At 63.1% G+C, this 22,895-nt stretch carries 17 protein-coding genes; 13 read left to right on the plus strand and 4 right to left on the minus strand.

Annotation, left to right across the window (positions count from 1 at the left end):
- Position 1 precedes the first annotated feature (1 nt).
- From HWX36_RS12435 to HWX36_RS12470, 8 genes are all read left to right on the plus strand, one after another.
- On the plus strand, positions 2-343 hold the full coding sequence (locus tag HWX36_RS12435) for a cytochrome C oxidase subunit IV family protein (protein WP_175952380.1): 342 nt from the start codon (positions 2-4) through the stop codon (positions 341-343).
- A gap of 116 nt (positions 344-459) precedes the next feature.
- Complete coding sequence (locus HWX36_RS12440) at positions 460-780, plus strand: high-potential iron-sulfur protein (protein WP_175952381.1); 321 nt, start codon at positions 460-462, stop codon at positions 778-780.
- 466 nt (positions 781-1,246) lie between these two features.
- Positions 1,247-3,133 carry a hypothetical protein gene (locus HWX36_RS12445; RefSeq protein ID WP_175952382.1) on the plus strand — a complete coding sequence of 629 codons (1,887 nt, stop codon included), beginning with the start codon at positions 1,247-1,249 and terminating at the stop codon, positions 3,131-3,133.
- A 55-nt stretch (positions 3,134-3,188) separates the two neighbouring features.
- Entirely contained in the window at positions 3,189-3,428 is a 240-nt protein-coding gene (locus HWX36_RS12450) for a hypothetical protein (RefSeq protein ID WP_175952383.1), read from the plus strand.
- An 82-nt stretch (positions 3,429-3,510) separates the two neighbouring features.
- Positions 3,511-3,723: a hypothetical protein gene (locus HWX36_RS36825; RefSeq protein WP_208457798.1), complete on the plus strand. Its 213-nt coding sequence runs from the start codon at positions 3,511-3,513 to the stop codon at positions 3,721-3,723.
- On the plus strand, positions 3,710-3,955 hold the full coding sequence (locus HWX36_RS36830; RefSeq protein WP_208457799.1) for a hypothetical protein: 246 nt from the start codon (positions 3,710-3,712) through the stop codon (positions 3,953-3,955). The genes HWX36_RS36825 and HWX36_RS36830 overlap by 14 nt, the downstream gene beginning before the upstream one ends.
- A complete protein-coding gene (locus HWX36_RS12460; RefSeq protein WP_175952384.1) occupies positions 3,952-4,317 on the plus strand; it encodes a transposase in 366 nt (121 codons plus the stop codon). The genes HWX36_RS36830 and HWX36_RS12460 overlap by 4 nt, the downstream gene beginning before the upstream one ends.
- 1,174 nt (positions 4,318-5,491) lie before the next feature.
- Positions 5,492-7,753, plus strand: coding sequence for an EAL domain-containing protein (locus tag HWX36_RS12470; RefSeq protein WP_244136401.1), 2,262 nt, complete (start codon positions 5,492-5,494; stop codon positions 7,751-7,753).
- A 701-nt stretch (positions 7,754-8,454) separates the two neighbouring features.
- Here HWX36_RS12470 and HWX36_RS12475 read toward each other — a convergent pair.
- The 3 genes from HWX36_RS12475 to HWX36_RS12485 are packed head-to-tail and all read right to left on the minus strand — an operon-like array spanning position 8,455 to position 10,594.
- Complete coding sequence (locus tag HWX36_RS12475; RefSeq protein WP_175952387.1) at positions 8,455-9,051, minus strand: NADPH-dependent F420 reductase; 597 nt, start codon at positions 9,049-9,051, stop codon at positions 8,455-8,457.
- Positions 9,052-9,078: 27 nt separating this feature from the next.
- Entirely contained in the window at positions 9,079-9,846 is a 768-nt protein-coding gene (locus tag HWX36_RS12480; RefSeq protein WP_175952388.1) for an SDR family oxidoreductase, read from the minus strand.
- A gap of 13 nt (positions 9,847-9,859) precedes the next feature.
- Complete coding sequence (locus tag HWX36_RS12485) at positions 9,860-10,594, minus strand: SDR family oxidoreductase (protein ID WP_175952389.1); 735 nt, start codon at positions 10,592-10,594, stop codon at positions 9,860-9,862.
- Between the two features lie 106 nt (positions 10,595-10,700).
- On the opposite strand from HWX36_RS12485, the gene HWX36_RS12490 reads away from it, so the two are divergent.
- The 4 genes from HWX36_RS12490 (at position 10,701) to uvrA (ending at position 19,875) form a co-directional block, all read left to right on the plus strand.
- Positions 10,701-11,624 (plus strand): LysR family transcriptional regulator, encoded by a 924-nt coding sequence (locus HWX36_RS12490; protein WP_175952390.1) that lies wholly within the window; start codon positions 10,701-10,703, stop codon positions 11,622-11,624.
- Positions 11,625-12,298: 674 nt separating this feature from the next.
- Complete coding sequence (locus HWX36_RS12495) at positions 12,299-12,775, plus strand: hypothetical protein (protein ID WP_175952391.1); 477 nt, start codon at positions 12,299-12,301, stop codon at positions 12,773-12,775.
- Between the two features lie 101 nt (positions 12,776-12,876).
- Positions 12,877-13,398: a GNAT family N-acetyltransferase gene (locus HWX36_RS12500; protein WP_244136402.1), complete on the plus strand. Its 522-nt coding sequence runs from the start codon at positions 12,877-12,879 to the stop codon at positions 13,396-13,398.
- Between the two features lie 573 nt (positions 13,399-13,971).
- Positions 13,972-19,875 carry an excinuclease ABC subunit UvrA gene (gene uvrA, locus HWX36_RS12505; protein WP_175952392.1) on the plus strand — a complete coding sequence of 1,968 codons (5,904 nt, stop codon included), beginning with the start codon at positions 13,972-13,974 and terminating at the stop codon, positions 19,873-19,875.
- Positions 19,876-20,290: 415 nt separating this feature from the next.
- Here the strand turns inward: uvrA and HWX36_RS12510 are convergent, their stop codons facing one another.
- Positions 20,291-21,025 (minus strand): ABC transporter substrate-binding protein, encoded by a 735-nt coding sequence (locus tag HWX36_RS12510; protein ID WP_175952393.1) that lies wholly within the window; start codon positions 21,023-21,025, stop codon positions 20,291-20,293.
- A gap of 380 nt (positions 21,026-21,405) precedes the next feature.
- Here HWX36_RS12510 and HWX36_RS12515 point away from each other — a divergent pair, with 380 nt between their 5' ends.
- Positions 21,406-22,851, plus strand: coding sequence for a DEAD/DEAH box helicase (locus tag HWX36_RS12515; RefSeq protein WP_175952394.1), 1,446 nt, complete (start codon positions 21,406-21,408; stop codon positions 22,849-22,851).
- Positions 22,852-22,895: the final 44 nt, after the last annotated feature.

Genomic DNA, 22,895 nt, shown 5'->3' on the forward strand with positions numbered 1-22,895 from the left:
CATGGAGCATACCGATCCCGCCGATCGACCCGACGCCGCGCACGGCCAGCAGCATCCGATCGGCCTCTACCTGAAGATCTGGGGCCTGCTGTTCGTGCTGAGCACGTTCTCGTACCTGGTCGATTACTTCAATGTGCAGGGCCTGATGCGCTGGGTGCTGATCGTCGTGCTGATGATCGCGAAGGCCGGGCTGATCGTGTCGATCTTCATGCACATGATGTGGGAGCGTCTGGCGCTGGTGTACGCGATCCTGATACCGCCGCTGTGCCTGCTGGTGCTCATGGTGCTGATGGCGGCGGAGGCGCATCACACGTTCGGGATGCGGGCGCTGTTCTTTCGCTGATGCGTTCGCCGGCCGATCCACGGGCGATGGGCGCCGTGTCGGAGCGGACGGCATCGCGTCTTTGGGGAACGACGCTTCCCGGACATCCGTTCACGCAAACCTGAAGGGAGGCCTCCATGAAATTTTCACGCCGACGTTTTATTGCGGTCACCAGCGTTCTCGCCTCCGCGCTCGCCGTCGGACGCCGCGCGGCGGCGGCAGATGCCGGTGCCGGTGTCGTGCAGGAAACCGATGCAAATGCCCGGGCGCTCGGCTACAAGACGGACGCCAGCCGGGTCGACCGTGCGAAGTACCCGAAATTCCGGGCGGGCGAGGCCTGTGCGAATTGCCAGTTCTTTCAGGGCAAGGCCGGCGCCACGACGGGGCCGTGCGCGATTTTCGGCGGCAAGCTGGTCAATGCGAAAGGGTGGTGCAGCACTTATACGAAAAAGGCGTAGCCGGGGAGCGAGCAACTGGTGATGTCGAGATTCACGTCACGCTGAATTTTCGCCATTCGATTCGGAACTCGGAACTCGGCGCTGCGCTGACCGGCGGCCGACAGTCACCAGGCGCACGCGTTGCAACCGAAGCCGTCGACCGCAGGCTGGGCCGAACCTGATGCAGGGGGCGAGGTGGATGTTGGGGCGTCCGGCTCGGATCGGCCAAACCCGGTCCCTCACAGCACGTTCACAGACGTCCGCAGGTAAGGTACCAGCGGACCTACTGCGCGGCGACGATGGTAGGCAATATGTATGACACGGGTGAAGTGATTCGTAAATATGTCTCCATTTGCGCCCAGCGATCTCTAGGCGATCAGAGTGCCGTCAAAAATCTTGTCGCACATTACTTTTGGTACTACCCTGATTGCAGTGCACTGCCTAGTTGTTCCCGCCATCCGAAATAATCACAAGAAAGGGGAAAACCGTGGAAGGCTGCTTAAAAAAATATTTCGCTGGATTTTCATTCTTTATTGTTTTTTGCAGTGGTCAATCAGTCGCCGCATCCAACTCGGACGCGTCTTTAGCAGATTCGCAATCTTTAGTATTTCCATACCCAAGCGAAGGTGTGGTGTTGGCTCAAGGCTTCGACTCGGCCTTGGGTAGAAAAGTTGGAGGCGTGTGCGTAAGAGGAACAGAAGCGACACTCCCATCCGCAGCAGCTTCATTAGAGTTTCGCTACATATTCGATAAGGAGCAACTCTTCAACGATCTGACGACTTCCGCTTCGGCCTCTTACGGGGGTATTGGATTTGGCGTTTCAGTATCAAGCAATTTTGTGTCTAACACTGATCTGGATAACTCTAATACTTATATCTTGGGCTCGACGATCGTCGATAAGGGCGGAAAGCAACTTGCCCCCACGGCGAACCCTAAACAGGCCAATGGCGAGCAATATATCTGGTTGGCTGACGATGCATTGGCATTGCTCAAAAAAAACAATTTCCCTGAATTCAGGCGGAGATGTGGTGATTCGTTTGTTGGCACAATAAGAAGTGGTGGCCGCTATGATGCGCTCTATCAACAGACGACCAGTGATTTTAATAAATCAACTAACTTCGGGCTCAGTATAAGTGCTCATGGCTGGGGAGGGTCGGGGTCGTTTTCGTATAGTAATACGGTCCGATCTGCCATTAGTCAGAATGGAGTCACAGTTCGGGATTTGCAGATTGGCGGCGATCTTTCGAGTATGCCAACGACTCCAACTGACGTGACTGGAAAATTGGTATCGTTCGCTGGATTTCCAGAGGCAGAAGCTGTCCCATATCAGATCATTGTAACCCCCTATCAGACACTCCCCAATTGGCCTCCATCGGCAGCAACTACGCAGACCTCTAACGCTACTACGCGTGAGTATTACGGACAATATCTTCGTCTTCAGGATTTATACGCACTATATTCGCGAGCTGCAAATAGTCAAGAGAATTACTATACACCATTTCTCTCTCAGGATGACGTCCGCGCCAAAGCGACCGTTTTGCACATGGCGGTGAAGTGTCTTGATGGATTTCTAACTTATTGTTCACAGACCGGCGATTGTCTTCCAGCACATGCATGGAACGCTTCCATTGGCAGTGGGACCTGCTCTCTGGCAATCCTTTCTGGGCAACCGGCGTTATATCGCTCTAAAGCAGTTACGAAAGCTATAACGGGGGCGGCCCCGGCAGCGGCCGATACCGCAGCGAAGCTCGCGGATGCAGAATCGCTGACCTCTGCGGCAAGTCTTGCTTTGTCTCTCGTGGAGCCCGTGCCCAATATTCGAAATCAGGTCTGGAAACAACTCACCAGCAGTGCCCTCCCGCTTCCAGCAGGAGACCAACAACCCACCGAACGGACACCTTTCTATTTGTACTATCAGTTGCTTGCGTCGGCACCCTTGCGTCGTCAGGTCTCGGATGCCCTGCACCCGGCGAACGCAATAGGGGGCGATGAACTTCTCCTCGTCCGTCAGGTATGCGGAGCTACTTACGGCGATACGAGGTGCACAGCAGCGTTGGATTATTCGACGGTCTTGTCGAACTCCGCAGAAAATCCCGTGGCGACGGGTATTTTGCGAGACTATATTCTAAGAATTCGCTTGGCGCCATTATCGCAAGCATTTTGTTCAAATTCGGCCGAAAACTTGATGTGTCGGGTGCCGGACGAGTTGCAAAACTTGGTTGCCTCTCTTCCAGTAAATTTTGGGCCCGATCGAGGCTTCCCGGCTTCCCCGCCAGCACCTTTACCCGCGCCGGCACCCAAGCCTACGAAGGAGAAAAATAATCCGCCGCCACGGCCTTATTATCCATGTGGACGAATGGGGCAATTCTGTTAGTTTTTATAATGATGACCAATACGGAGTGAATTCTAAAATCGAGAGGAAAGGAAACATGAGTTACATCAACTTTACGTTTGAAAATTCACAGGATGATCAAACGATCACTGTAACGGATCTCATTGATAATTCACGCAATCCGATCTTCGTCGGGCCGATTAACCACAATGATCAATCTTCTGCGATAACATGTTGGGCAGGGGCCGATGGGCATGGCCGGGTAAATGTCCGTGGAGACAAAAGTCTAGGTCTTGACCAAGACATAGACGGCGATGGATATAGCTTTACCTATTGATAAGTGTTCCTGGTAAAACGGTTTGACTTTGGCTAACCCGGCGTGTTGGTCGGTGCCGGGGGCGTCAATGAAGTGTGTCGTAGTGTTGAAGGCAGTCGAGGAGCTGACATTGCAGCAGATGTCGATCAATCACCGTCATCGGGATACGCGCACACGCGCGGCGGGCCTGTTCATGCTCGGCCGCGGCCTCACGGCCCGTGCCATTGCAGCGCAACTGGGCATGAGTGGCCAGAGCGTCTACAACTTGGCACGCATGGCGCGAGCGGGGCATACGCGGCTTGATGGGCGCACATAACGGCGGCCGGCATGCGCTGCTGACCGAAGCCCAGATCGCTGTGGCCCTTGAGATCGCCCGCGCCGAAGCGCTGACCCTTGGTGGCATTGCCCAGCGCGTCGAAGCCGCGCTCGACGAGCCGTTGCCCTGCAAGATCGAAACGCCTGGGCGAAGCTCTCAAGCGCAACGGCTTTTCGTTCAAGCGCAACCGCTACGCGCAAAAAAAAGCGCGACAAAGAAGCGTTTGCCATGAAACAGGCCGCACTCGAGAAACTCCAGCAGGCTGCACGCGAGGACGCCGTGCGGTTGCTGTATCTCGATGAGGCGGGCTTCCACGGATCGCCGCCGGTTCAACGTAATTGGTCACCACGAGGCTTGCCTCAACAGGTCGAACCGAACCCTCACTGCTGCCGCAGCGTGATCGGCGCACTAGACTTCGGCGAGAACACGCTGATCCACGCCGCGCATGCCGGCACCATTAATGCCCAGGATGTCGAGTGCTTCATCGACAGTGTGCTCGCCACCGGGAACGGTCTGCCCACGGTGATCGTGCCAAACAATGCCAGCATCCATCACGGTATCAGCGACGCGCCAACGTTGGCTGCTCGAACTTAACGTCATCGTGTTTTACCTGCCTGCCTATAGCTCCGAGCTCAACATGATCGAGATCGCCTGGCGTCACCTGAAATACCGATGGCATCGAGCCTTCACTTGGACACGCGAAACCAGCGATGCCGAACTTGCAGCATTGCTAAGCAGGTACGGCCCCGATTTTCAAATCAATTTTCCTGAACACTTAAGGCTTTGTGTCTCCCTTCCCTGTAATCAACTGCGACAACTACAGGGGTGCGTTGATCGTCCACTACGTTGCCGGTTATTTGACGGCTCATCCTAACAGTCCGCACGACGCGCTAGTCAAGGTTTGACACGCATAAGCACCGGCACGCCTCAAACAATGTCCGGAGTACAGAAACTAGCGGACATAGCATAACGCGCGTCGAATGCCTCAAACGGGTCGTATTGAGCCAGTCGCGCTTTGTCTGTGCAGCCACGGATCGGGTTCGGCCAATAACGGCCGTTCAGGTAATCGACGAAGTTAACGGTCCCGAATGTCGGCTCGCGGCTAACCCGAGTAGGCACAACCAACCCCGCAATCTGACCATCCCGCGTCCGACCCTCGATTCGTCGTCAAGCACGAATGAGGTTTCCAGTCACTGAAGTTTGTCGGATGGATGCGCGCGACTATACTTCCATCGTCTGACGAAACTGGGCCAATCTTTGGGGCGGGGCTTGACCACGACACCTGCGCGCCCGACATAGGGGATCCTGCGGCGAGTCGACGTTGACGCATTGAACCAAAATCGCCGCAAGCGCCGAGCGGCCGGAATCGTCCAACTGTCCTAAGCAATCGTGTATCTGCGGCCTGAACCGTCGCCGTGGAGCCTTCGACCGACCTCACACCGCCGATCGATTCGATACGAGTGCGATCGCGACGGGCGGGATCGATGCGCCCCTCTATGTGTCCGGCGCACTTTTTGTCGGCGAAACACTTGAGATCGGTTCGTTTCAGCGGCAACCGTTAGCGGGATTGCGGGGAGAACCTGGCATGCGTTTTCAATCTAGGCTTCACCACGGACAGGGGGAGGCACGGTCCTGGCCTCACGCCGGGGCTTACATGGAACCGAACTGGCTGCCCAGGAGCATGCGTCCCGGCAGGCCCGCTGCGACGACGCCTGCAAAGGCGAGATCGTTGCCCTGGACCCACCACTGGCACCGTGAAGGATCGTGCGTGAGCGCGCAGAGCGATCCAGTCAATCGTCGCGTCCTCGTGATCAACGAAAATGTTGCGGCTCACCGGAATTTCCGCAAGATTCTCGCTCGCCCACTGGACAGCGAAACTGCGTTGGCCGCAAGCCAGGCGTCCTTTTCCAGCGAGGTTCCAGCCGGTTGCGCGGCGTTTCAGATCGATTCCGCCTATCAGGGTCGGGAAGCACTGGAGCGGGTCGTACACGCACTGGCGGAGAACAAACCCTATGCGATGGCCTTTGTTGACACGCATATGCTGCACGGTTGGGACTGCCTTCAGACCATCGAGCGACTCTGGCAATTAGACCCGAAATTGCAGTTTGCCCTATGCAGCCCGCATTCCGATCCCCCTTGGGGCACCCTGGCCAGGCGGCTGGGCGCAGACGACCGGCTGCTCGTTCTCAAGAAGCCATTGAACAACGCCGAGGTCCGTCAGGCGGCCAGCGTGCTGACCACGAAGTGGCAGATGACGAAAGAGGCGACCTTCAAGGCGAGCGATCGGGAAGCGGTCGTCGAGGAAAGAATCAATGCGCTTGCCGATGCCAACATCATCGTCCAGAACAGTCCAGTCGTCCTTTACCGTCTGCGCGGCGTGCCGTCGTTTCCGCTCATCTACATATCGCATGACATCGCCAGGTTCGGCCACGACCGCGCTGCCTTGCTCGCTTCGCCAGTCTGGGCCAACGAGCTTGTCGCACCGGACGACCAGGCCAAAGTCGATGCGGCACTGGCGCGAGTACTGGACAAGGACACCGAAGGCGTCTCGATCGAGTTCCGCTTGCGCACTGGCGACGACGCTTACCGTTGTGTCGAGAATCGCTATGTTCCGGTCCGCGACAAGGATGGACGGCTAATCGAAGTTGAAGGGATCATCATCGACGTTACCGAGCGCAAGGCAGCGGAGGATAAAATCGCGCGGCTCGCTCACGCCGATGCGCTCACGGGATTGGCGAATCGGGCCAGCTTCCTTGCGCGGGTGCGCCAGGCTTTCGCTGCAGCCCAACACGGCACCATGCCGTTTGCGATCTTCTTTGTGGCGCTCGACCACTTCAAGCGGGTCAATGACAGACTGGGTTACCCGATCGGCGACCTGTTGCTTCGGGAGGTGGCAGAGCGTCTCGGGAATTGCGTTCGCGAAAGCGACCTGGTTGCCCGGTTGGGCGGCGATTCGTTTGCCGTGCTGCAGGGCGAGATGGTCGAGCCGGCGAACGCCGGTGCACTGGCTGCGATGCTCCAGGCGGCGCTGGCGGCTCCCTATCTGCTTGATGGCAACGATGTGCGGATCTCGGTGAGCATTGGCATCCGTGCGTACGTCAGGGGTGACAGTGGAGCAGACGCCATGCTGACGCAAACCGATTTGGCGCTCTGCCGTGCGAAGCATCAGGGCGGCAACCGGTATTGCTTTCATTCCGACGAACTCGACCAGGAAGTATTCAAACGCGTCGCACTCGCCGACGACTTGAGAGGCGCGATCGATCGCGGCGAGCTGGAACTCCAGTACCAACCCGAGGTCGAGTTGTCCTCCGGAAACATTCTAGGGATGGAAGGGCTGGTTCGCTGGCATCACCCGACGCGGGGCCTTATTGCCCCCGGTGTGTTTATTCCGATCGCCGAGAGGGACGGCACCATGGCAGCGCTTGGGCGCTGGGTGCTGGATCAGGCGTGCCGGCAAATGAGGGCGTGGCGCGACGAGGGGGTGGCCCCGCTGATGATCGCGATCAATCTGTCTCTGTTCGAGCTCAGGAGCGCTCAAACGTTCGTGCGCGATGTCGCCGAAGCGGCCGCGAAGTGGCGTCTCGCCCCCTCCGATTTGGAATTCGACGTGACTGAGGCGACTCTGGCCAGACTGTCGTGGGCGCAAAGCGACATACTCCCCCAGCTACATGAGCTGGGCGCGAAGATTGCCGTCGATGATTTCGGCGTCAGTTACGCGTCATTTGAGTACGTCAAGGCTTATCGCGTGAACCATCTCAAGATCGCGCAATCCCTCATCCACCGGTCTACCAGCGATCCTGAGAGTGCGGCGACGATCCGGGCCATCGTCACCTTTGCGAACAGTATCGGGACCGGGGTCATTGCCCAAGGCGTGGAGACCGAGCAACAGCGAGCGCTGCTGGCTGCGACGAATCGGGCGACGAGCGCGCAAGGATTCCGTTTCAGCGAAGCGGTGGGGGCCGCTCGAGCCAGCGAGCTCCTGCACCAAGGCCACATCGCGCCATGCGCGGGGCCTGGTTCGGAAGAGTAGGCGTTCGATTGTTGCGGCTGCAAGTTTCGCCAGGCCCACGGTGCTGTCGGTTCATTCGGTTACGCAGCGAACGTCGAACCTGACGAGCCTGGTTGGACCGAAGGGCGTTACTGATGGCGGTGTCGATGGCATTCCGCGCGCCATCGACGCCGGGCCGCTTCGCGACATGCCGTTGCGCGGATCGACGGTTTGCCAGCAGCCGCCCACGTGACCTCGAGCCAGGCTGAGAAATCCAATTGGCTGTGGTGCGGAGGCGAGGCGACATCACGAGTACCCGTTCACGAAAACCGAAAAAAGACACTCATGGGACTTCGATAGTGCCAAAGCCGACCGACTGGTTCGGCCGAGTACTTGCCTGTCGACATGATTGCATGAACGACCGTTCCACCTTGAAAGGCCCCGTTGAGATCACGGCAGGTCGAAAGACCGAGTTGGGTCGACTACGGTCGACCGCATCATGCAGTAGCCCACGATCATCGGTCATTGTCCCTCGCCGGTCCTGACGGCCATCCGCCGGCGCGAAGCGGACGGTGGTGCAGGGCGCCCGACCGGCGCCAACGTAACCGGCGCATTGCGACTCGCCGAACGGCCCGACTCGGCCGCCACGATCGTGACGATCATGTGCGACACGGGCATGAAGTATCCGCAGTCGTTCGCGCAAGCGATCGTCCGATGGCCTTCGGGTGGATCGTGGCGGTCGATCAGTCGAACCTGATCAGGTCCTTGAAGATCAGGTGTCCCCAGCTTTTTCCACGCGCGTGCACCAGCCATCCGCCTGTTGAAAGCCCGCCAAGCTGGATCGGCGCGAAACCGAGTTGTTCCGCAAGCGCACCGACCTCCGCTGCGGCGCCGTCATCGTCGCTCGCCAGGAACACGACTCGCCGGCCGCCGTGGACGGCCGGGTCCTGGTCGAGGACGGCAGCGGCCAGATGGTTGAAGCCTTTCACCAGCCTCGCGCCGGCGAACGCTTTCGCGACGAAGGCCGAGGACGGGAGGCCGTCCAGTTCGTCAAGCGGGGCCTGCGTGTTCATCGCGTCGATGACCGTTTTCCCGGCCCAGTCGGCCAGTGCTTGGGCGACCGCCGGGTGCGACTCGAAACGAACCGCCAGAAAGAGGATGTCCGCCTTGACCGCTTCCGCAAGGGTGGTGGGGACGATCGTTGGCCCGATCGCGGCGGCATCGGCCGCAAAGCTTGCCGGATCGCGTGTGGTTGCAACGGCCACTTCGATGCCGTGGCGGGCGAACGCCCTGGCAAGCGCGCGGCCGATCTTGCCGAAGCCGATGATTGCGTAACGCATGGGTTTCTCCTTCGTTTCGCGATGGGCTCAGAGCTTGTAGCCGCCGCTCGCCTCGATCGTCTGGCCGGTCACCCAATGGCCTTCATCGGAAGCCAGAAACGCCACGACATCGGCGATTTCCGAAGGCTCGCCAACGCGGCCCAGCGCGATTTGCGCCTCGAGCGCCTTGACGAGTTCGGGGTTCTCCCGAAGGGCGGCGTTCGCATCCGTTCGCGTGAAGCCCGGCGCGACGGCGTTCGCGGTGATGCCGCGCGGCCCCAACTCGATGGCGAGCACATGGGTCAGCGTGTTGATCGCCGCTTTCGCCATCGAGTAGACGGGCGCCGCCGTAACGGGCTTCGTGGCGGCAGCGGAAGAGATGTTGACGATGCGTCCGCCGTCGGCGAGGCGATCCAGCGCGGCTTGAATGATGAAGAAGGGCGCGCGGGCGTAGACCGCCATCAGGGTGTCCCAGCTCTCCGGCGTCGCGTCCTTGAAACCAAGCCAGCCGGAATTGCCGGCGTTGTTGACCAGGATGTCGAGGGTTTTGCTGCCGTGCCGTCGGGTGAATTCGTCGTCGAGTCTTTCGAACAAGGCCGGGACGCTCGCCGGGGCGACGAGATCCGCATGGATCGCAAACGCCGCGCCGCCCGCTTTCTCGATGGCCGCGATCGTCTCGTCCGCGCCCGATCGGCTGGCGTTGTAGGTCAGTGCGACTGTCGCCCCGTCCCTGGCCAGACGTTCGGCGATCGCGCGGCCGATGCCCCGTGATGCGCCGGTCACGAGCGCGGTCTTGCCCTTTAGCGATTGGGTCATGGTGTCCTGCTCCTCAGAGTTGTGCCAGGCCGCCGTCGACGGCGACCTCGCTGGCGGTCATGAAGCTGCTGTCCGACGACGCAAGAAAGGCGGCCGCCGCCGCGATCTCCGCCGGATCGGCCATACGCTGGAGCGGCGTCAGCGCACCGTAGGCCCGCTGGCCTTCTTCGCCCAGCGCCTCCTTGGCCAGTTCGGTTGCCGTCGCCCCGGGCGACAGCACGTTGACCCGGATGCCGGTGCCCTTCAGGTCCTCCGCCCACGTCCGGGCGAGGTTGCGCACGGCGGCCTTGCTTGCGCTGTAAGCCGTGAATCCGGGCGCTCCCGTGGTCCCGGCGCTCGACCCGGTCAGGATGATCGAACCGCCCGCGCCCATCAGCGGCAGCGCCTGCTGGACCGTGAAGATCGTCCCTTTCACATTGGTGTCGAAGATGTCGTCGATGTGCTCGGCGGTGATCTGGCCGAGCGGAAGCGGGCTTCCCGTCCCCGCATTGGCGAAGACGATGTCGAGAGTCCCGCGCTTCGCCTTCACTGCCGCGTAGAGCCGGTCGAGATCGGTCGAATCGGAGACAGATCCCTTCACCGCGCGGGCATGGGGCCCAAGGTCGGCCACCGCGGCGTCGAGCGCTTCCTGCCGACGGCCGAAGAGGAAGACGAACGCGCCTTCCTCGATGAAGCGCTTTGCCGCGGCGCGGCCGATGCCGGTTGCGCCACCGGTGATCACGGCGGTCTTTCCGTTCAGTCTGTTCATGTCGTGCATCCTTCGAAACAAAAGCGATGAACCTCATTCTGACGCGCTTGATTCATGAAGAAAATTGACTGAATATCTATAATTGCCATCTACTTTCTAGATAGATATGCTGGACAACGTCACCATCAACCAACTTCGGGCGTTCGTCGCCGTGTGCGACCAGGGAAGCTTTTCCGGAGCGGCAAGGGAACTGAGGCGAGCGCAGTCGGCGATCAGTCACGCGATCGGCGCGCTCGAGAGTGCCTTCGACGTGGTGCTGTTCGAGCGCAACACGCGCAAGGCGACGCTCACGGCCGCAGGCCGCAGCCTGCTGCCCGATGCGCGCGGGGTGATCTCACGCACCGAGGAAATGAAGATGCGTGCGGCCGCGATTGCTGAAACCGGCATCCCGCAGGTCTCGATCGCCGTGGACACCTATTTTTCGCGTGCGCACCTGATCGAATGCCTGCGCACGCTGCAGGCGGAGTTTCCAACGATTGCAATCAATCTGCGCATGACGACCATGCAGGGTGGCGAGCGCCTGGTTCTGCAGGGCACGTGCGGATTGGCGGTGACGATCACGGACGTGCCCGAGCTGAGCCCGGGCACCATCGAACGGCATCATTTATGGGATGCACAGATGGTGACCGTATGCGGGCCGTCGCATCCGCTGGCCGTCATGGCGCAGCCGATCCCGCGGGAAGAATTCGGCCGGCACATCCAGCTCGTCGTCACCGACAATCAGCCCGATGCGGAAAAGACCCAGCAAGGGGTTGCCAGTGAACGCCAGTGGTGGGTGAACGACCTCGGCGCGAAGCACGACCTGCTCAGGGGGAGCTTGTGCTGGGGACACATGCCGCGCCACATGGTCGAGGCAGACCTCGCGAAGGGAACGCTCGTCGAGCTCAAACGGCGCGGATGGCACATGCACCCGCTGACGTTCATGATCTCGCAGCGGCGCGGGTACGCGTTCTCCGGATGCGAGACACGGCTGGTCGAGCTTCTTGGCAAGTGCCCTTCGCAGAGGGTGGGGAGAGTGAAGTCTGCGTAATGTGCGGGCGATTTCGGAAATTGCAGTTGTCGCTGATGGGGCGGTCACGGTGTTGATGGGCAGCACCCGTTCAGCCGGCAAGAGGGTAGAGCCCACCTTCATCGCCCCGGACGACGGCGGAAAGCGCCACCGCCAGGTGCATGGCCGCCGTCATCGTCGGATCGACTGCGGATAGATTCCGACGCGCATTGAAACTTGCGCGGCCCCTGTTCCAGCTAAAGGTCTTGATTCATTCGCCACCGGCGAGGATCGACACAAATGAAATCACCCTCGATAGTCAAGCCGCTTGAACACCCCTTGGATGCATTCTCATCGGGCATCGATTCTGCTCGCGAAGTTGTCTTGGCTGGACTACGATGGCCAACGCCATATTGGTGTGACCTTGCGATCGGTTGGTTGGAACAAGGTCTTGATGTTGACGACGAGATGGGCGACGTACTGCGAGAAATTTACCAGAATCGACGTTTTCCTCAGAGTCTGCGGCACCGTGCGTTTGCACTACACGTGCGATTCACGAGGTACCGGGTAGTGGGACAGTCGCCAGAGTCGCGTTGACCGATTCCTTGGGCGAGCACGAGGGGCTCCGTTCTATCTTCGCTGCAATGGGAGCACGCGGTTGCGGCGGAGAGTAATCTTCTTTCTCGTGCAAAAGCAGCGTGCGCTGTGCAGAAAGGATGAAGACAGGGAAGACTGCCATGCCTCTTGAAACGGTACGACTGGATCGCGTTTTTGGCGTCGTACAGACGTCGCAGAACCGCAGGCAGGTCACTCTATTCGGCTTCGAAAGTGCAAGTCGCAAGGAGTACTCGGTAGCCGCACCCGGCAAGCCCCGTATCGAATCCGGAATGACGATTACCGCCTATCTCAAAGAGGCCGGAAATTGGCAGACTTTGATCGGGTGGCGCGACCATAAGAACGGTGAGATCGTGTGCGAGCCGGAATGTGGGGCAATTTTCTTTTGCGTGTGGAGCATCCTGGTTCTTTGCGCGACAGTGCGCGGCTTTTGGGACCGGTCACTGACTCTGTCGATAATCGCGGTAGTGATGATCGCTGTATTCGGGTGGAGCATTCGGAACATTCGCTTTCTGAGGAAAGTTCGCCGCGAGCTGGAGGCGTCGGTGCCTCTCGGCGATATGCAACACAAATCCTAGCCGAAGCGAGTTCGTCGGTCTCGATTCGCCCAGAAGCGGCCCTTCGACTTCGACGCCCTGATCGTCCACAATCGGCATCGCAGATTTCCGCCCGAACCGCCATGACCATGTACACGCCTACGCTACGCCTAATCGACCGCCAGTCGTCGAACGACATCGAACGTCTGCAAGCTGTGCTCGAAGGTGCGCCAGGCTATAGCCTGGCCGTGGAAGGCAGGCTGCCCCCTCCGAACGCCGCCATCGAGGTCCTTGATGCGCTACCGCCCGGCAAAAGCCACTCGGACAAATTCGTCTACGAAATCTCTCACGATCTCGAGGCGGTTGGATGTATGGAAATGGTGCGGGGCTATCCGGAGGTCGATATCGCTTTCATCGGCCTGCTGTTGTTCCGGGAAAGTTCGCAGGGACGGGGCTTGGGCCCGCAGGTTCTGCGTCTCGCCGAAGCAATCGGAATGGGCTGGCAGTGTCGCGCATTACGCATTGCAGTCATCGATACCAATCCGAGAGCGTTCGAATTCTGGAAACGCGAAGGCTTCATTGAGTTGCTTCGCAAACCAGCGATGGATTTCGCCGCCCAGGCAATCGTGATGGAGCGTGCGCTACCGGCCGCAATATCCATCTAAGGCAGATCGTTGTCCCATTGCGTTCGATACCTCGCGTCTGTTCGTTATCGGCATCAGTCGGCCACACCCGGTCATTCGGCTACGTTGCACGAATCGTCGAAAATGACGGTATCGAAACGAACTTCGTCAGGCGCCAGGAGAAAGACGGAGGAAGCGTTGCATCGGATATTTAAAAATGCCGCCGGCGAAGGCGCCGCCTCGATGTCGAACGTGTCGACATGGCCGGACTTGGCCGCTCCCGGTCCTCCCCATCTCGACGGCCGCCTTGAACCGGGCCTCAATCGCTCCGACCCGGGATGGCGGGCCACGAGCGCATCGGGGCCGGCGCCATGTCCAGACCGGGCCCCAGCTTCAGCGAACAGCGTTCCGGCTGAAGTGAATCCCGATAGCCAACCGCGTGCCCATGACGCCCCCAGGGTCGCCATGGAAAACTGTATGAATATACAGTATAGTGTCCGTCGAAATCGAGCCGCACGGGTACGACCTTGCGGCACGTGCGCCGCGCCTGCGGGCATCCGCCGCAGCGTTCCGGCACCGTGAAATCCGGCTAACTCATTCAGACGGGCAGGCAAATTGTCATCCAGCAATCTGATCCGCATTCGCGGAGCGCGTCAGCACAACCTCAAGAATCTCGATCTCGACCTGCGCACCGGCGAGATGACGGTCGTCACCGGCCCGTCGGGCTCCGGCAAGTCGAGTCTCGTGTTCGACACGCTGTACGCGGAAGGGCAGCGGCGCTACGTCGAGACGTTCAGCGCGTACGCGCGGCAGTTCCTCGACCGGATGGATCGCCCGCAGGTCGAGCGCGTCGACGGCGTGCCGCCCGCGATCGCGATCGACCAGACCAACCCGGTCCGTAGTTCGCGCTCGACCGTCGGCACGATGACCGAGCTGAACGATCACCTGAAGCTGCTGTACGCGCGCGCGGCCGAGCTGTTCGACCGCAAGACCGCGCGGCAGGTGCGGCACGACACGCCGGAGACGATCTACGCGGATCTCGTCGCGCGCACGCAGGCGGACGATCCGCGCGTCGTCGTCACGTTCCCGGTCGAGCTGCCGGAAGCGGTGTCCGATGAAGAAATCGCACAGTGGCTGTCGGCGAGCGGCTATACGCGCGTGCAGGCGCAGCGCGAGGTCGCGTCGCCCACCGGGCCGTGCAAGGTGCTCGACGTGGTGGCCGACCGCTTCCGCGTGCAGGGCGCCGACAAGGTGCGCGTCGTCGAGGCGATCGAGGCGTCGCTGAAGCGCGGCGGCGGGCGCGTGAACGTATACGTGCTCGCGGCGGAGCCGGAAAGCCCGGATGGCGCGGCCGCCGAGCCGCAGGTGTGGCGCTTCTCCACCGGGCTCCACGATCCCGACAGCGACCTGCGCTATGCGGAGCCGCAGGCGGCGCTGTTCTCGTTCAATTCGGCGTACGGCGCGTGCGAAACCTGCCGCGGCTTCGGCCGCGTGATCGGCGTCGATCTCGGCCTCGTGATCCCCGACGCGCGCAAGACGTTGCGCGGCGGCGCGATCAAGCCGATGCAGACCCCCGCCTGGAAGGAGTGCCAGGACGACCTGATGCGCTACGCGGCGAAAGCCGGCATTCCGCGCGACACGCCGTGGGCCGAGCTGTCGGACGCCGAGCGCGACTGGGTCGTCAACGGGTCGCCGGACTGGAACGGCAAGTGGCAGAGCCAGTGGTACGGCGTGAAGTGCTTCTTCGGCTATCTCGAGTCGAAAGCGTACAAGATGCATATCCGCGTGCTGCTGTCGAAATATCGCAGCTACACGCCGTGTGACGTGTGCGGCGGCGCGCGCCTGAAGACGGAATCGCTGCAATGGCGGCTCGGCTCGAAGGAAAACGCCGACGGCGTGCTCGCGCCCGCCGGCCGTTTCATGCCGCGCGGCGTCGACTGGAGCCGCGCGCAGCTCGAAGCGCTGCCGGGCCTGACCGTGCACGACCTGATGCTGCTGCCGATCGAGCGCATCCGCCGCTTCTTCGATGAAATCTCATTGCCGAGCGCGCTGCTCGACGATGCGCTGAAGCTGCTGCTCGCCGAGGTGCGCACGCGCCTGAAATACCTGTGCGACGTGGGGCTCGGCTACCTGACGCTCGACCGGCAGAGCCGCACGCTGTCGGGCGGCGAGGTACAGCGGATCAACCTGACGACGGCACTCGGCACGTCGCTCACGAAAACCCTGTTCGTGCTCGACGAACCGAGCATCGGGCTGCATCCGCGCGATCTCACGCGGATCGTCGAGGCGATGCAGCGGCTGCGCGACGCGGGCAATACGCTGGTCGTGGTCGAACACGATCCGTCGGTGATGCTCGCGGCCGATCGGCTGATCGACATGGGGCCCGGCCCGGGCGAGCGCGGCGGCACGATCGTCTATGACGGCACGCCGGGCGACATCCGATCGGCGCGCACGCTGACGGGCGAGTATCTCGGCGGCCGCAAGCATGTCGCGCACGCGTCGAACTGGGCGCGCCGGGTGGTCGATGCGAACACGCCGCGCATCGTGCTCGAAGGCGCGAGCGAACACAACCTGCGCGACGTGACGGTCGAGATTCCGCTGCAGCGGCTCGTCTGCGTGACGGGCGTGTCGGGGTCCGGCAAGTCCACGCTGCTGCAGGACGTGCTCTATCCGGCGATGGCGCGGCACCACGGCAAGGCGACCGAGTCGCCGGGCGCGTACCGCGGCCTCGCGGGCGCCGACCAGGTGGGCGACGTCGTGTTCGTCGACCAGTCGCCGATCGGCAAGACCACGCGTTCGAACCCGGCGAGCTACGTCGGCGCGTTCGACGAGATCCGCAAGCTGTTCGCGAAGGCGCCGCTCGCGCTGCAACGCGGGTACGGCGCCGGCACGTTCAGCTTCAACTCGGGCGACGGCCGTTGCCCGACCTGCGGCGGCTCGGGCTTCGAGCACATCGAGATGCAGTTCCTGAGCGACGTCTACCTGCGCTGCCCGGACTGCGACGGCAGCCGCTACCGCGCCGAGATTCTCGAAGTGCGCATCGAGCGCAACGGCCGCGCGTTGAGCATCGCCGACGTGCTCGACCTCACGGTCAGCGAAGCGGCCGCGTTCTTCGCGGCCGACGCCGAGGTGCTGCGCGTGCTGCAGCCGATCGTCGATGTCGGCCTCGAATACGTGAAGCTCGGCCAGCCGGTGCCGACGCTGTCGGGCGGCGAAGCGCAGCGCCTGAAGCTGGCCGGTTTCCTCGCCGAATCGGCGGCAGCCGTCAACGGGCGCCGGGTCGTCACGGAAGAGGCGCGCATCGCGCGGGCGAAGCTGTTCATGTTCGACGAGCCGACCACCGGGCTGCACTTCGACGACATCGCGAAGCTGATGCAGGCGTTCGGCAAGCTGCTGGCGGCGGGCCATTCGCTGATCGTGATCGAGCACAACCTCGACGTGATCCGCGCGGCAGACTGGCTGATCGATCTCGGCCCGGAAGGCGGCGACGGCGGCGGTCGGGTGCTGTGCGCGGGCACGCCCGACGACGTGAAGGCCTGCGCCGAATCGCATACCGGCGTGGCGCTGTTGCAATACGACCGCGCGATGGATGCCGAACTGGCGGCCGCCGACGAAGGCAAGCCGCTGCAGGCCGTGCTGAACGCGGCGCGCGAGCGGCGTGCGATCGAAGGCGAGGACGTCGTGCGGATCGTCAACGCGCGCGAGCACAACCTGAAATCGCTCGACGTCGACATCCCGCACGGCAAGTTCAACGTGATCACCGGCGTGTCGGGTTCCGGCAAGTCGACGCTCGCGTTCGACATCCTGTTCCACGAAGGCCAGCGCCGTTACCTCGAATCGCTGAATGCGTATGCGCGCTCGATCGTGCAGCCGGCTGGCCGCCCCGAAGTCGACGCGGTGTACGGCATTCCGCCGACGGTGGCGATCGAGCAGCGGCTGTCGCGCGGCGGCCGCAAGAGCACGGTCGCGACCACGTCCGAGGTCTGGCACTTCCTGCGGCTGCTGTACGTGAAGCTCGGCCTGCAGCATTGCATCCACGATGGCACGCCGGTCACGTCGCAGTCCGTCGAATCGATCGCCGCACAGTTGCTGCGCGATCATCGCGGCGAGCACGTCGGGCTGCTCGCGCCGCTCGTCGTCAACCGCAAGGGCGTCTATACCGATCTCGCGAAGTGGGCGAAGGCGCGTGGCAGCACGCATCTGCGGGTCGACGGCGAGTTCGTGCCGGTCGATCCGTGGCCGAAGCTCGACCGCTTCCGCGAGCACACGATCGAGTTGCCGGTGGCCGACATCGTCGTGTCGCCGGACAACGAGGCCGAACTGCGACGCGTGCTCGACGAGACGCTCGAGCTCGGCAAGGGGGTGATGCATCTGCTCGCGCCGCTCGACGGGCTGCACGATGCGATGCAGAACGATCATTCGACCGCGCGCGTCGGCACGGTCAAGGTGCTGTCGGTGAAGCGTGCGTGCCCGGTGTGCGGCACGAGCTACCCGGAGCTGGACCCGCGGATGTTCTCGTACAACAGCAAGCACGGCTGGTGCACGACCTGCGTCGGCACCGGCGTCACGCTCACGCGCGAACAGCGCGCGGCGTACGACGACACCGTGCTCGCCGGGGATGATCGAGGCCGCGAGCAGACGCTGCCGTCCGACGAGCAGGAACCGGAAGGCGTGGGTAACGAGCCATGCCCGGATTGCAACGGTACGCGGCTGAACCCGTCCGCGCGCGCGGTCACGTTCGACGCGCATCCGATCGTCGAGGTTGCGCAATGGACGGTGTCCGACACGCGGCGCTGGATCGACGGGCTGGAACTGACGGGGCGCGATGCGCAGATCGCACGCGACATCGTCAGCGAGATCGGCAGCCGCCTCGCGTTTCTGGAGGAGGTCGGGCTCGGTTACCTGAGCCTCGATCGCGCGGCGCCGAGCCTGTCGGGCGGCGAAGCGCAGCGTATCCGGCTCGCCGCGCAGCTCGGCAGCAACCTGCAGGGGGTCTGCTACGTGCTCGACGAACCGACGATCGGCCTGCATCCGCGCGACAACCAGATCCTGCTGGACGCGCTGCGCAAGCTCGGCGACAAGGGCAATACGCTCGTCGTCGTCGAGCATGACGAGGACACCATTCGCCGGGCCGATCACATCATCGACGTCGGCCCGGGCGCGGGCAAGCGCGGCGGCACGCTGGTCGCGCAGGGCGCGGTCGCGGATCTGGCCGCGCAGGCCGATTCGGTGACGGGGCGCCTGCTCGCGCAGCCGATGACGCACCCGCTGCAGCCGCGCCGCAGTGTGAGCCTGCCGGGCAAGAAGGGCGGCGCCACGGTGCCGGAAGCCTGGCTGACCGTGCATGGCGCGCGGCTGCACAACCTGCGTGACGTCACGGTCGGCATTCCGCTCGCGCGGCTCGTCGCGGTGACGGGCGTGAGCGGCTCGGGCAAGTCGACGCTCGCGCGCGACGTGCTGATGACGAACCTGCTCGACGCGGTCGGCCGCTCGGTGCTGTCGTCGCCGGCCACGCGCCGCGCACGCAAGGCCGCGCAGCAGGACACGCCGGGCGCCAACCGCCGTTCGAGCGTGCTTGCGCGCAGCGCACCGCGGCCGTCGCTGAACGTCACGCATGCGTGGCAGGGCTGCGAGTCGCTGAGCGGCTGGGAGCAGATCGATCGCGTGCTGGAAGTCGACCAGACGCCGATCGGCAAGACGCCGCGTTCGTGCCCGGCCACCTATATCGGCGTGTGGGACACGATCCGCAAGCTGTTCGCCGATACGCTCGAAGCGCGGGCGCGCGGCTACACGGCGTCGCGTTTCTCGTTCAATACCGGCGACGGGCGCTGCCCCGCATGCGAAGGGCAAGGCGTGCGCACGATCGGGATGAGCTTCCTGCCCGACGTGAAGGTGCCGTGCGACGTGTGCCACGGGCAGCGCTTCAACCCGGAAACGCTCGCCGTCACGTGGCGCGGCCGGAACATCGGCGACGTGCTGACGATGGAGATCGACGAGGCGGTGGAATTCTTCGCGCCGATCTCGAACATCGCGCATCCGCTGCAGCTGATGAAGGATGTCGGCCTCGGCTACCTGACGCTCGGCCAGCCGTCGCCGACGCTGTCGGGCGGCGAGGCGCAGCGCATCAAGCTCGTCACCGAGCTGACGAAGGTGCGCGACGACATCACGCGGCGTGGCCAGAAGGCGCCGCATACGCTGTATGTGCTCGACGAACCGACGGTCGGCCTGCACATGGCGGACGTCGCGAAGCTGATCCGCGTGCTGCACCGGCTCGTCGATGCGGGGCACAGCGTCGTCGTGATCGAGCACGACCTCGACGTGATCGCGGAAGCCGACTGGATCATCGATCTCGGGCCGGAAGGCGGCGTGGGCGGCGGCACGATCGTCGCGGCGGCGCCGCCGGAAGCGCTCGTGCAGGTGAGCGCGAGCCACACCGGGCAGGCGCTCAAGCCGGTGCTGGCGCGAACGGGTACGGACGAAGGGGAAGCCGAGCACGAGGGGGAAGCGCGGGTAGGGTGAGCGTGGCGCTTCGTACCGACGGCCCCGCTGCCGGGCGATGATCTCTCCCCCAGCCAACTTGCGAGTGGCTGGGGGGCACCGCGATCCGGCCCACACACCCCTCTTCGAGGGGTGTTTTCTTTCAAGCGTCACGACGAGCCGGAGACGCCGGCCGATCTGGTCCGGCCCAATTGCCTGGGACTCCGGCAGGTCAGCGGGGCCATTCATCCGCGGGAGTTTGCGTCGCCGGAAGCGTCAGGGCATGGCTTCACCGTGGAGCCGCCGGGCAGCATCGCCACCAACGAACGAGGGCGATGGGGATGATGATCCGCGCGAAGCGATCGTGGCTTCCCGCGCCCGAGGCGGCCGCGCGAAGTCGAACGGCCGGCAAGCGGGGCGATCGCAGTCCTGGATCGCTGCGCCGCGCCCCATGCAATCACGCTTGCGGCGCGACGGTTGCGCCGGTGATGCCATGCCGCCGCAGCGAATCCGCGACGAAGCCCGACGCCTTCATGTCCTCGACGAACGCATTCAGCGCCGCCGCGGCCGCTTCGCCGCGGCTTTTCGGCACGCCCATGGCCTGCCGGATCACCATGAACCGCTCGTCGAGCAGGCGCAGGCCGGGCGTTTTCGCTGCATCGGCCTCGAGCTGCTGCTTCACGCCTGCCGCCACTTCCAGCTGCTGTTCGAGGAAGGTTGGCACGACGGCTTGCGACGTCGGCGCACGCACGATCTGCGCGGCCTTCAGTTCGCGCGTGAGAAACAGGTCGTAGGCGCTGCCTTGGCCGACGGTCACGCGGTTGTCCGGCTGGTCGACGTCCGCGTTCGTGCGGATCGGCGACGCGTCACGCACCAGATAGAACCCCTCGATCAGCACGTACGGCGCAGTGAACGCGACCGTTTCGCCGCGCAGCGGATCGACCGCGAAGAAGCCGAAATCGGCATGCTCGTCGGTCAGCGCCTGCACCGACTTTCCGGCGGTGTCGAACACCACGAGCTCCAGTTCGGCCGACAGGCGCTCGGCGAACGCGCGCGCGAGGTCGATCGACACGCCGAACGGTTCACCCGTCGCCGGGTCGCGGTTCGCAAGGATCGGGTTGCCGAGGTTGATCGACGCGCGCAGCTTGCCGGTCGGCGTGAACGCGGAGAGAACGGAAGGGGCGAGGGGCATGGGAGGCTCGTTGCGGTCGTGGGGGAAGGGTTCGGGGCGCGTCGAGGTACGACGGCGCGTCGGCATCGAGCTTATCACCGGGCTTTCGTCATGGAGCGGCGTCGAGCCGCGCAAGCCGGCCTTCGTCGCCAGCCGGGAGACGCGATATATGCGCCTTCCCCTCATCTTGTGGCCCGAACAGTTATCGATGGGCAAAGTGGGTGAACGGCTACGAGAGGCGAGTGGATGCGGGAAAAGATGGGGGATTTGCTTGCTCCGCGCCAGCGGCGGCGGGCGGTTGGCTGTGTCGTCGCACCGCGTCGGCGCCTTCCAGCCGGCGGCAGTGGGCTTCGATTCGCCCGGCAACCGCTAGAATTGCGGTTTTAGTCCGGAATACGTCCATGTCTTTTGCCTCGCTCGGCCTGATCGATCCCTTGCTGCGTAATCTGCAGGACCTCAATTACCAGGCCCCTACGCCGGTGCAGGCCAAGGCGATTCCTGCCGTGCTCGGTGGCAAGGACGTGATGGCGGGGGCCCAGACCGGCACGGGCAAGACGGCGGGTTTTGCGCTGCCGCTGCTGCAGCGGCTGGTGCAACACGGCCCGGCGGTGTCCAGCAACCGCGCCCGCGTGCTGGTGCTGGTCCCCACGCGTGAACTGGCTGAACAGGTGCTGCAAAGCTTCGTCGCTTACGGCAAGGGCCTCGATTTGCGATTTTTGGCCGCTTACGGTGGCGTGAGCATCAACCCGCAGATGATGAAGTTGCGCAAGGGCGTGGATGTGCTCGTGGCCACGCCGGGCCGTCTGCTGGATCTCAATCGCCAGAACGCGGTGCAGTTCGACCAGGTGCAAGCGCTGGTGCTGGACGAAGCCGACCGCATGCTGGATCTTGGCTTTGCGCGTGAACTCAACGCCGTCTTTGCCGCGCTGCCCGCCCAGCGCCAGACCCTGCTGTTCTCCGCCACGTTTAGCGACGACATCCGCGCGATGGCGGCGACCATTCTGCGCGGCCCGGTCAATATCAGCGTCAGCCCGCCCAATGCCACGGCCAGCAAGATCAAGCAGTGGGTGGTGACGGTGGACAAGCGGAACAAGCCCGACCTTTTCATGCACCTCGTCGCCGAGAACCAGTGGGAGCATGCGCTGGTATTCGTCAAGACGCGCAACGGCGTGGATTACCTCGCGGCCATGCTGGACGAAGCGGGCTATGCGGTCGACACCATCCACGGCGACAAGCCGCAGCCGGCGCGCCTGCGTGCGCTGGAACGCTTCAAGACGGGCGAAGTACAGATGCTGGTGGCCACCGATGTGGCCGCGCGCGGGCTGGATATCGACGACCTGCCGCTGGTGATCAACGTGGACCTGCCGATCGTGGCGCAAGACTATGTGCACCGTATTGGCCGTACCGGCCGCGCCGGCGCCAGCGGTGTGGCGGTGTCCCTGGTGTGTGCCGACGAAGCGCCGCAACTGGCCGCGATCGAGGCGCTGATCAAGCAAACGCTGCGCCGTGAAGAAGAGCCGGGTTTCGAGGCGGAACACCGCGTGCCGGAAACCAGCGCGACGGGCCAGATCATCAAGAAACCGAAGAAGCCCAAGAAACCGAAAGTGCCGCAAGCGGCGTCGGGTGCCATGCCGGCGCCGGGTAAAAAGCCGCGTCCGCGAAGTGGTGAGAACCAGCACAAGGCTGCGGCGCCGCGCGCTGGGTCTGCGGGTCAGGGCAAGCGCTTGTCCAGTGGCAGTCCATTCAGCGCGCAGAAGCCACGCGGCAATCCGGCCGGCAAGCCGGCTGCGGGCGCGCGCAAGCCGGCCGGCAAACCTGCTGGCGGCCGTGGCAAGCGCCCGTCCTGATTCGTCGGGGTGAGGCACGCCAGCCATGGAGCAGGGTTTGCGTT

The organism is Burkholderia sp. BCC0405 (assembly GCF_902833075.1).
Classification (GTDB): Bacteria; Pseudomonadota; Gammaproteobacteria; order Burkholderiales; family Burkholderiaceae; genus Burkholderia.

Excerpts from the sequence above, each read along its gene's own strand:
- HWX36_RS36830 (WP_208457799.1), top strand. The coding sequence starts at position 3,710 with ATGGGCGCACATAACGGCGGCCGGCATGCGCTGCTGACCGAAGCCCAG.
- HWX36_RS12450 (WP_175952383.1), top strand. The coding sequence starts at position 3,189 with ATGAGTTACATCAACTTTACGTTTGAAAATTCACAGGATGATCAAACG.
- HWX36_RS12435 (WP_175952380.1), top strand. The coding sequence starts at position 2 with ATGGAGCATACCGATCCCGCCGATCGACCCGACGCCGCGCACGGCCAG.
- HWX36_RS12500 (WP_244136402.1), top strand. The coding sequence starts at position 12,877 with ATGACCATGTACACGCCTACGCTACGCCTAATCGACCGCCAGTCGTCG.
- HWX36_RS12495 (WP_175952391.1), top strand. The coding sequence starts at position 12,299 with ATGAAGACAGGGAAGACTGCCATGCCTCTTGAAACGGTACGACTGGAT.
- HWX36_RS12480 (WP_175952388.1), bottom strand. The coding sequence starts at position 9,846 with ATGACCCAATCGCTAAAGGGCAAGACCGCGCTCGTGACCGGCGCATCA.
- HWX36_RS12475 (WP_175952387.1), bottom strand. The coding sequence starts at position 9,051 with ATGCGTTACGCAATCATCGGCTTCGGCAAGATCGGCCGCGCGCTTGCC.
- HWX36_RS12490 (WP_175952390.1), top strand. The coding sequence starts at position 10,701 with ATGCTGGACAACGTCACCATCAACCAACTTCGGGCGTTCGTCGCCGTG.
- HWX36_RS12460 (WP_175952384.1), top strand. The coding sequence starts at position 3,952 with ATGAAACAGGCCGCACTCGAGAAACTCCAGCAGGCTGCACGCGAGGAC.
- HWX36_RS12515 (WP_175952394.1), top strand. The coding sequence starts at position 21,406 with ATGTCTTTTGCCTCGCTCGGCCTGATCGATCCCTTGCTGCGTAATCTG.
- HWX36_RS12510 (WP_175952393.1), bottom strand. The coding sequence starts at position 21,025 with ATGCCCCTCGCCCCTTCCGTTCTCTCCGCGTTCACGCCGACCGGCAAG.
- HWX36_RS12485 (WP_175952389.1), bottom strand. The coding sequence starts at position 10,594 with ATGAACAGACTGAACGGAAAGACCGCCGTGATCACCGGTGGCGCAACC.
- HWX36_RS12440 (WP_175952381.1), top strand. The coding sequence starts at position 460 with ATGAAATTTTCACGCCGACGTTTTATTGCGGTCACCAGCGTTCTCGCC.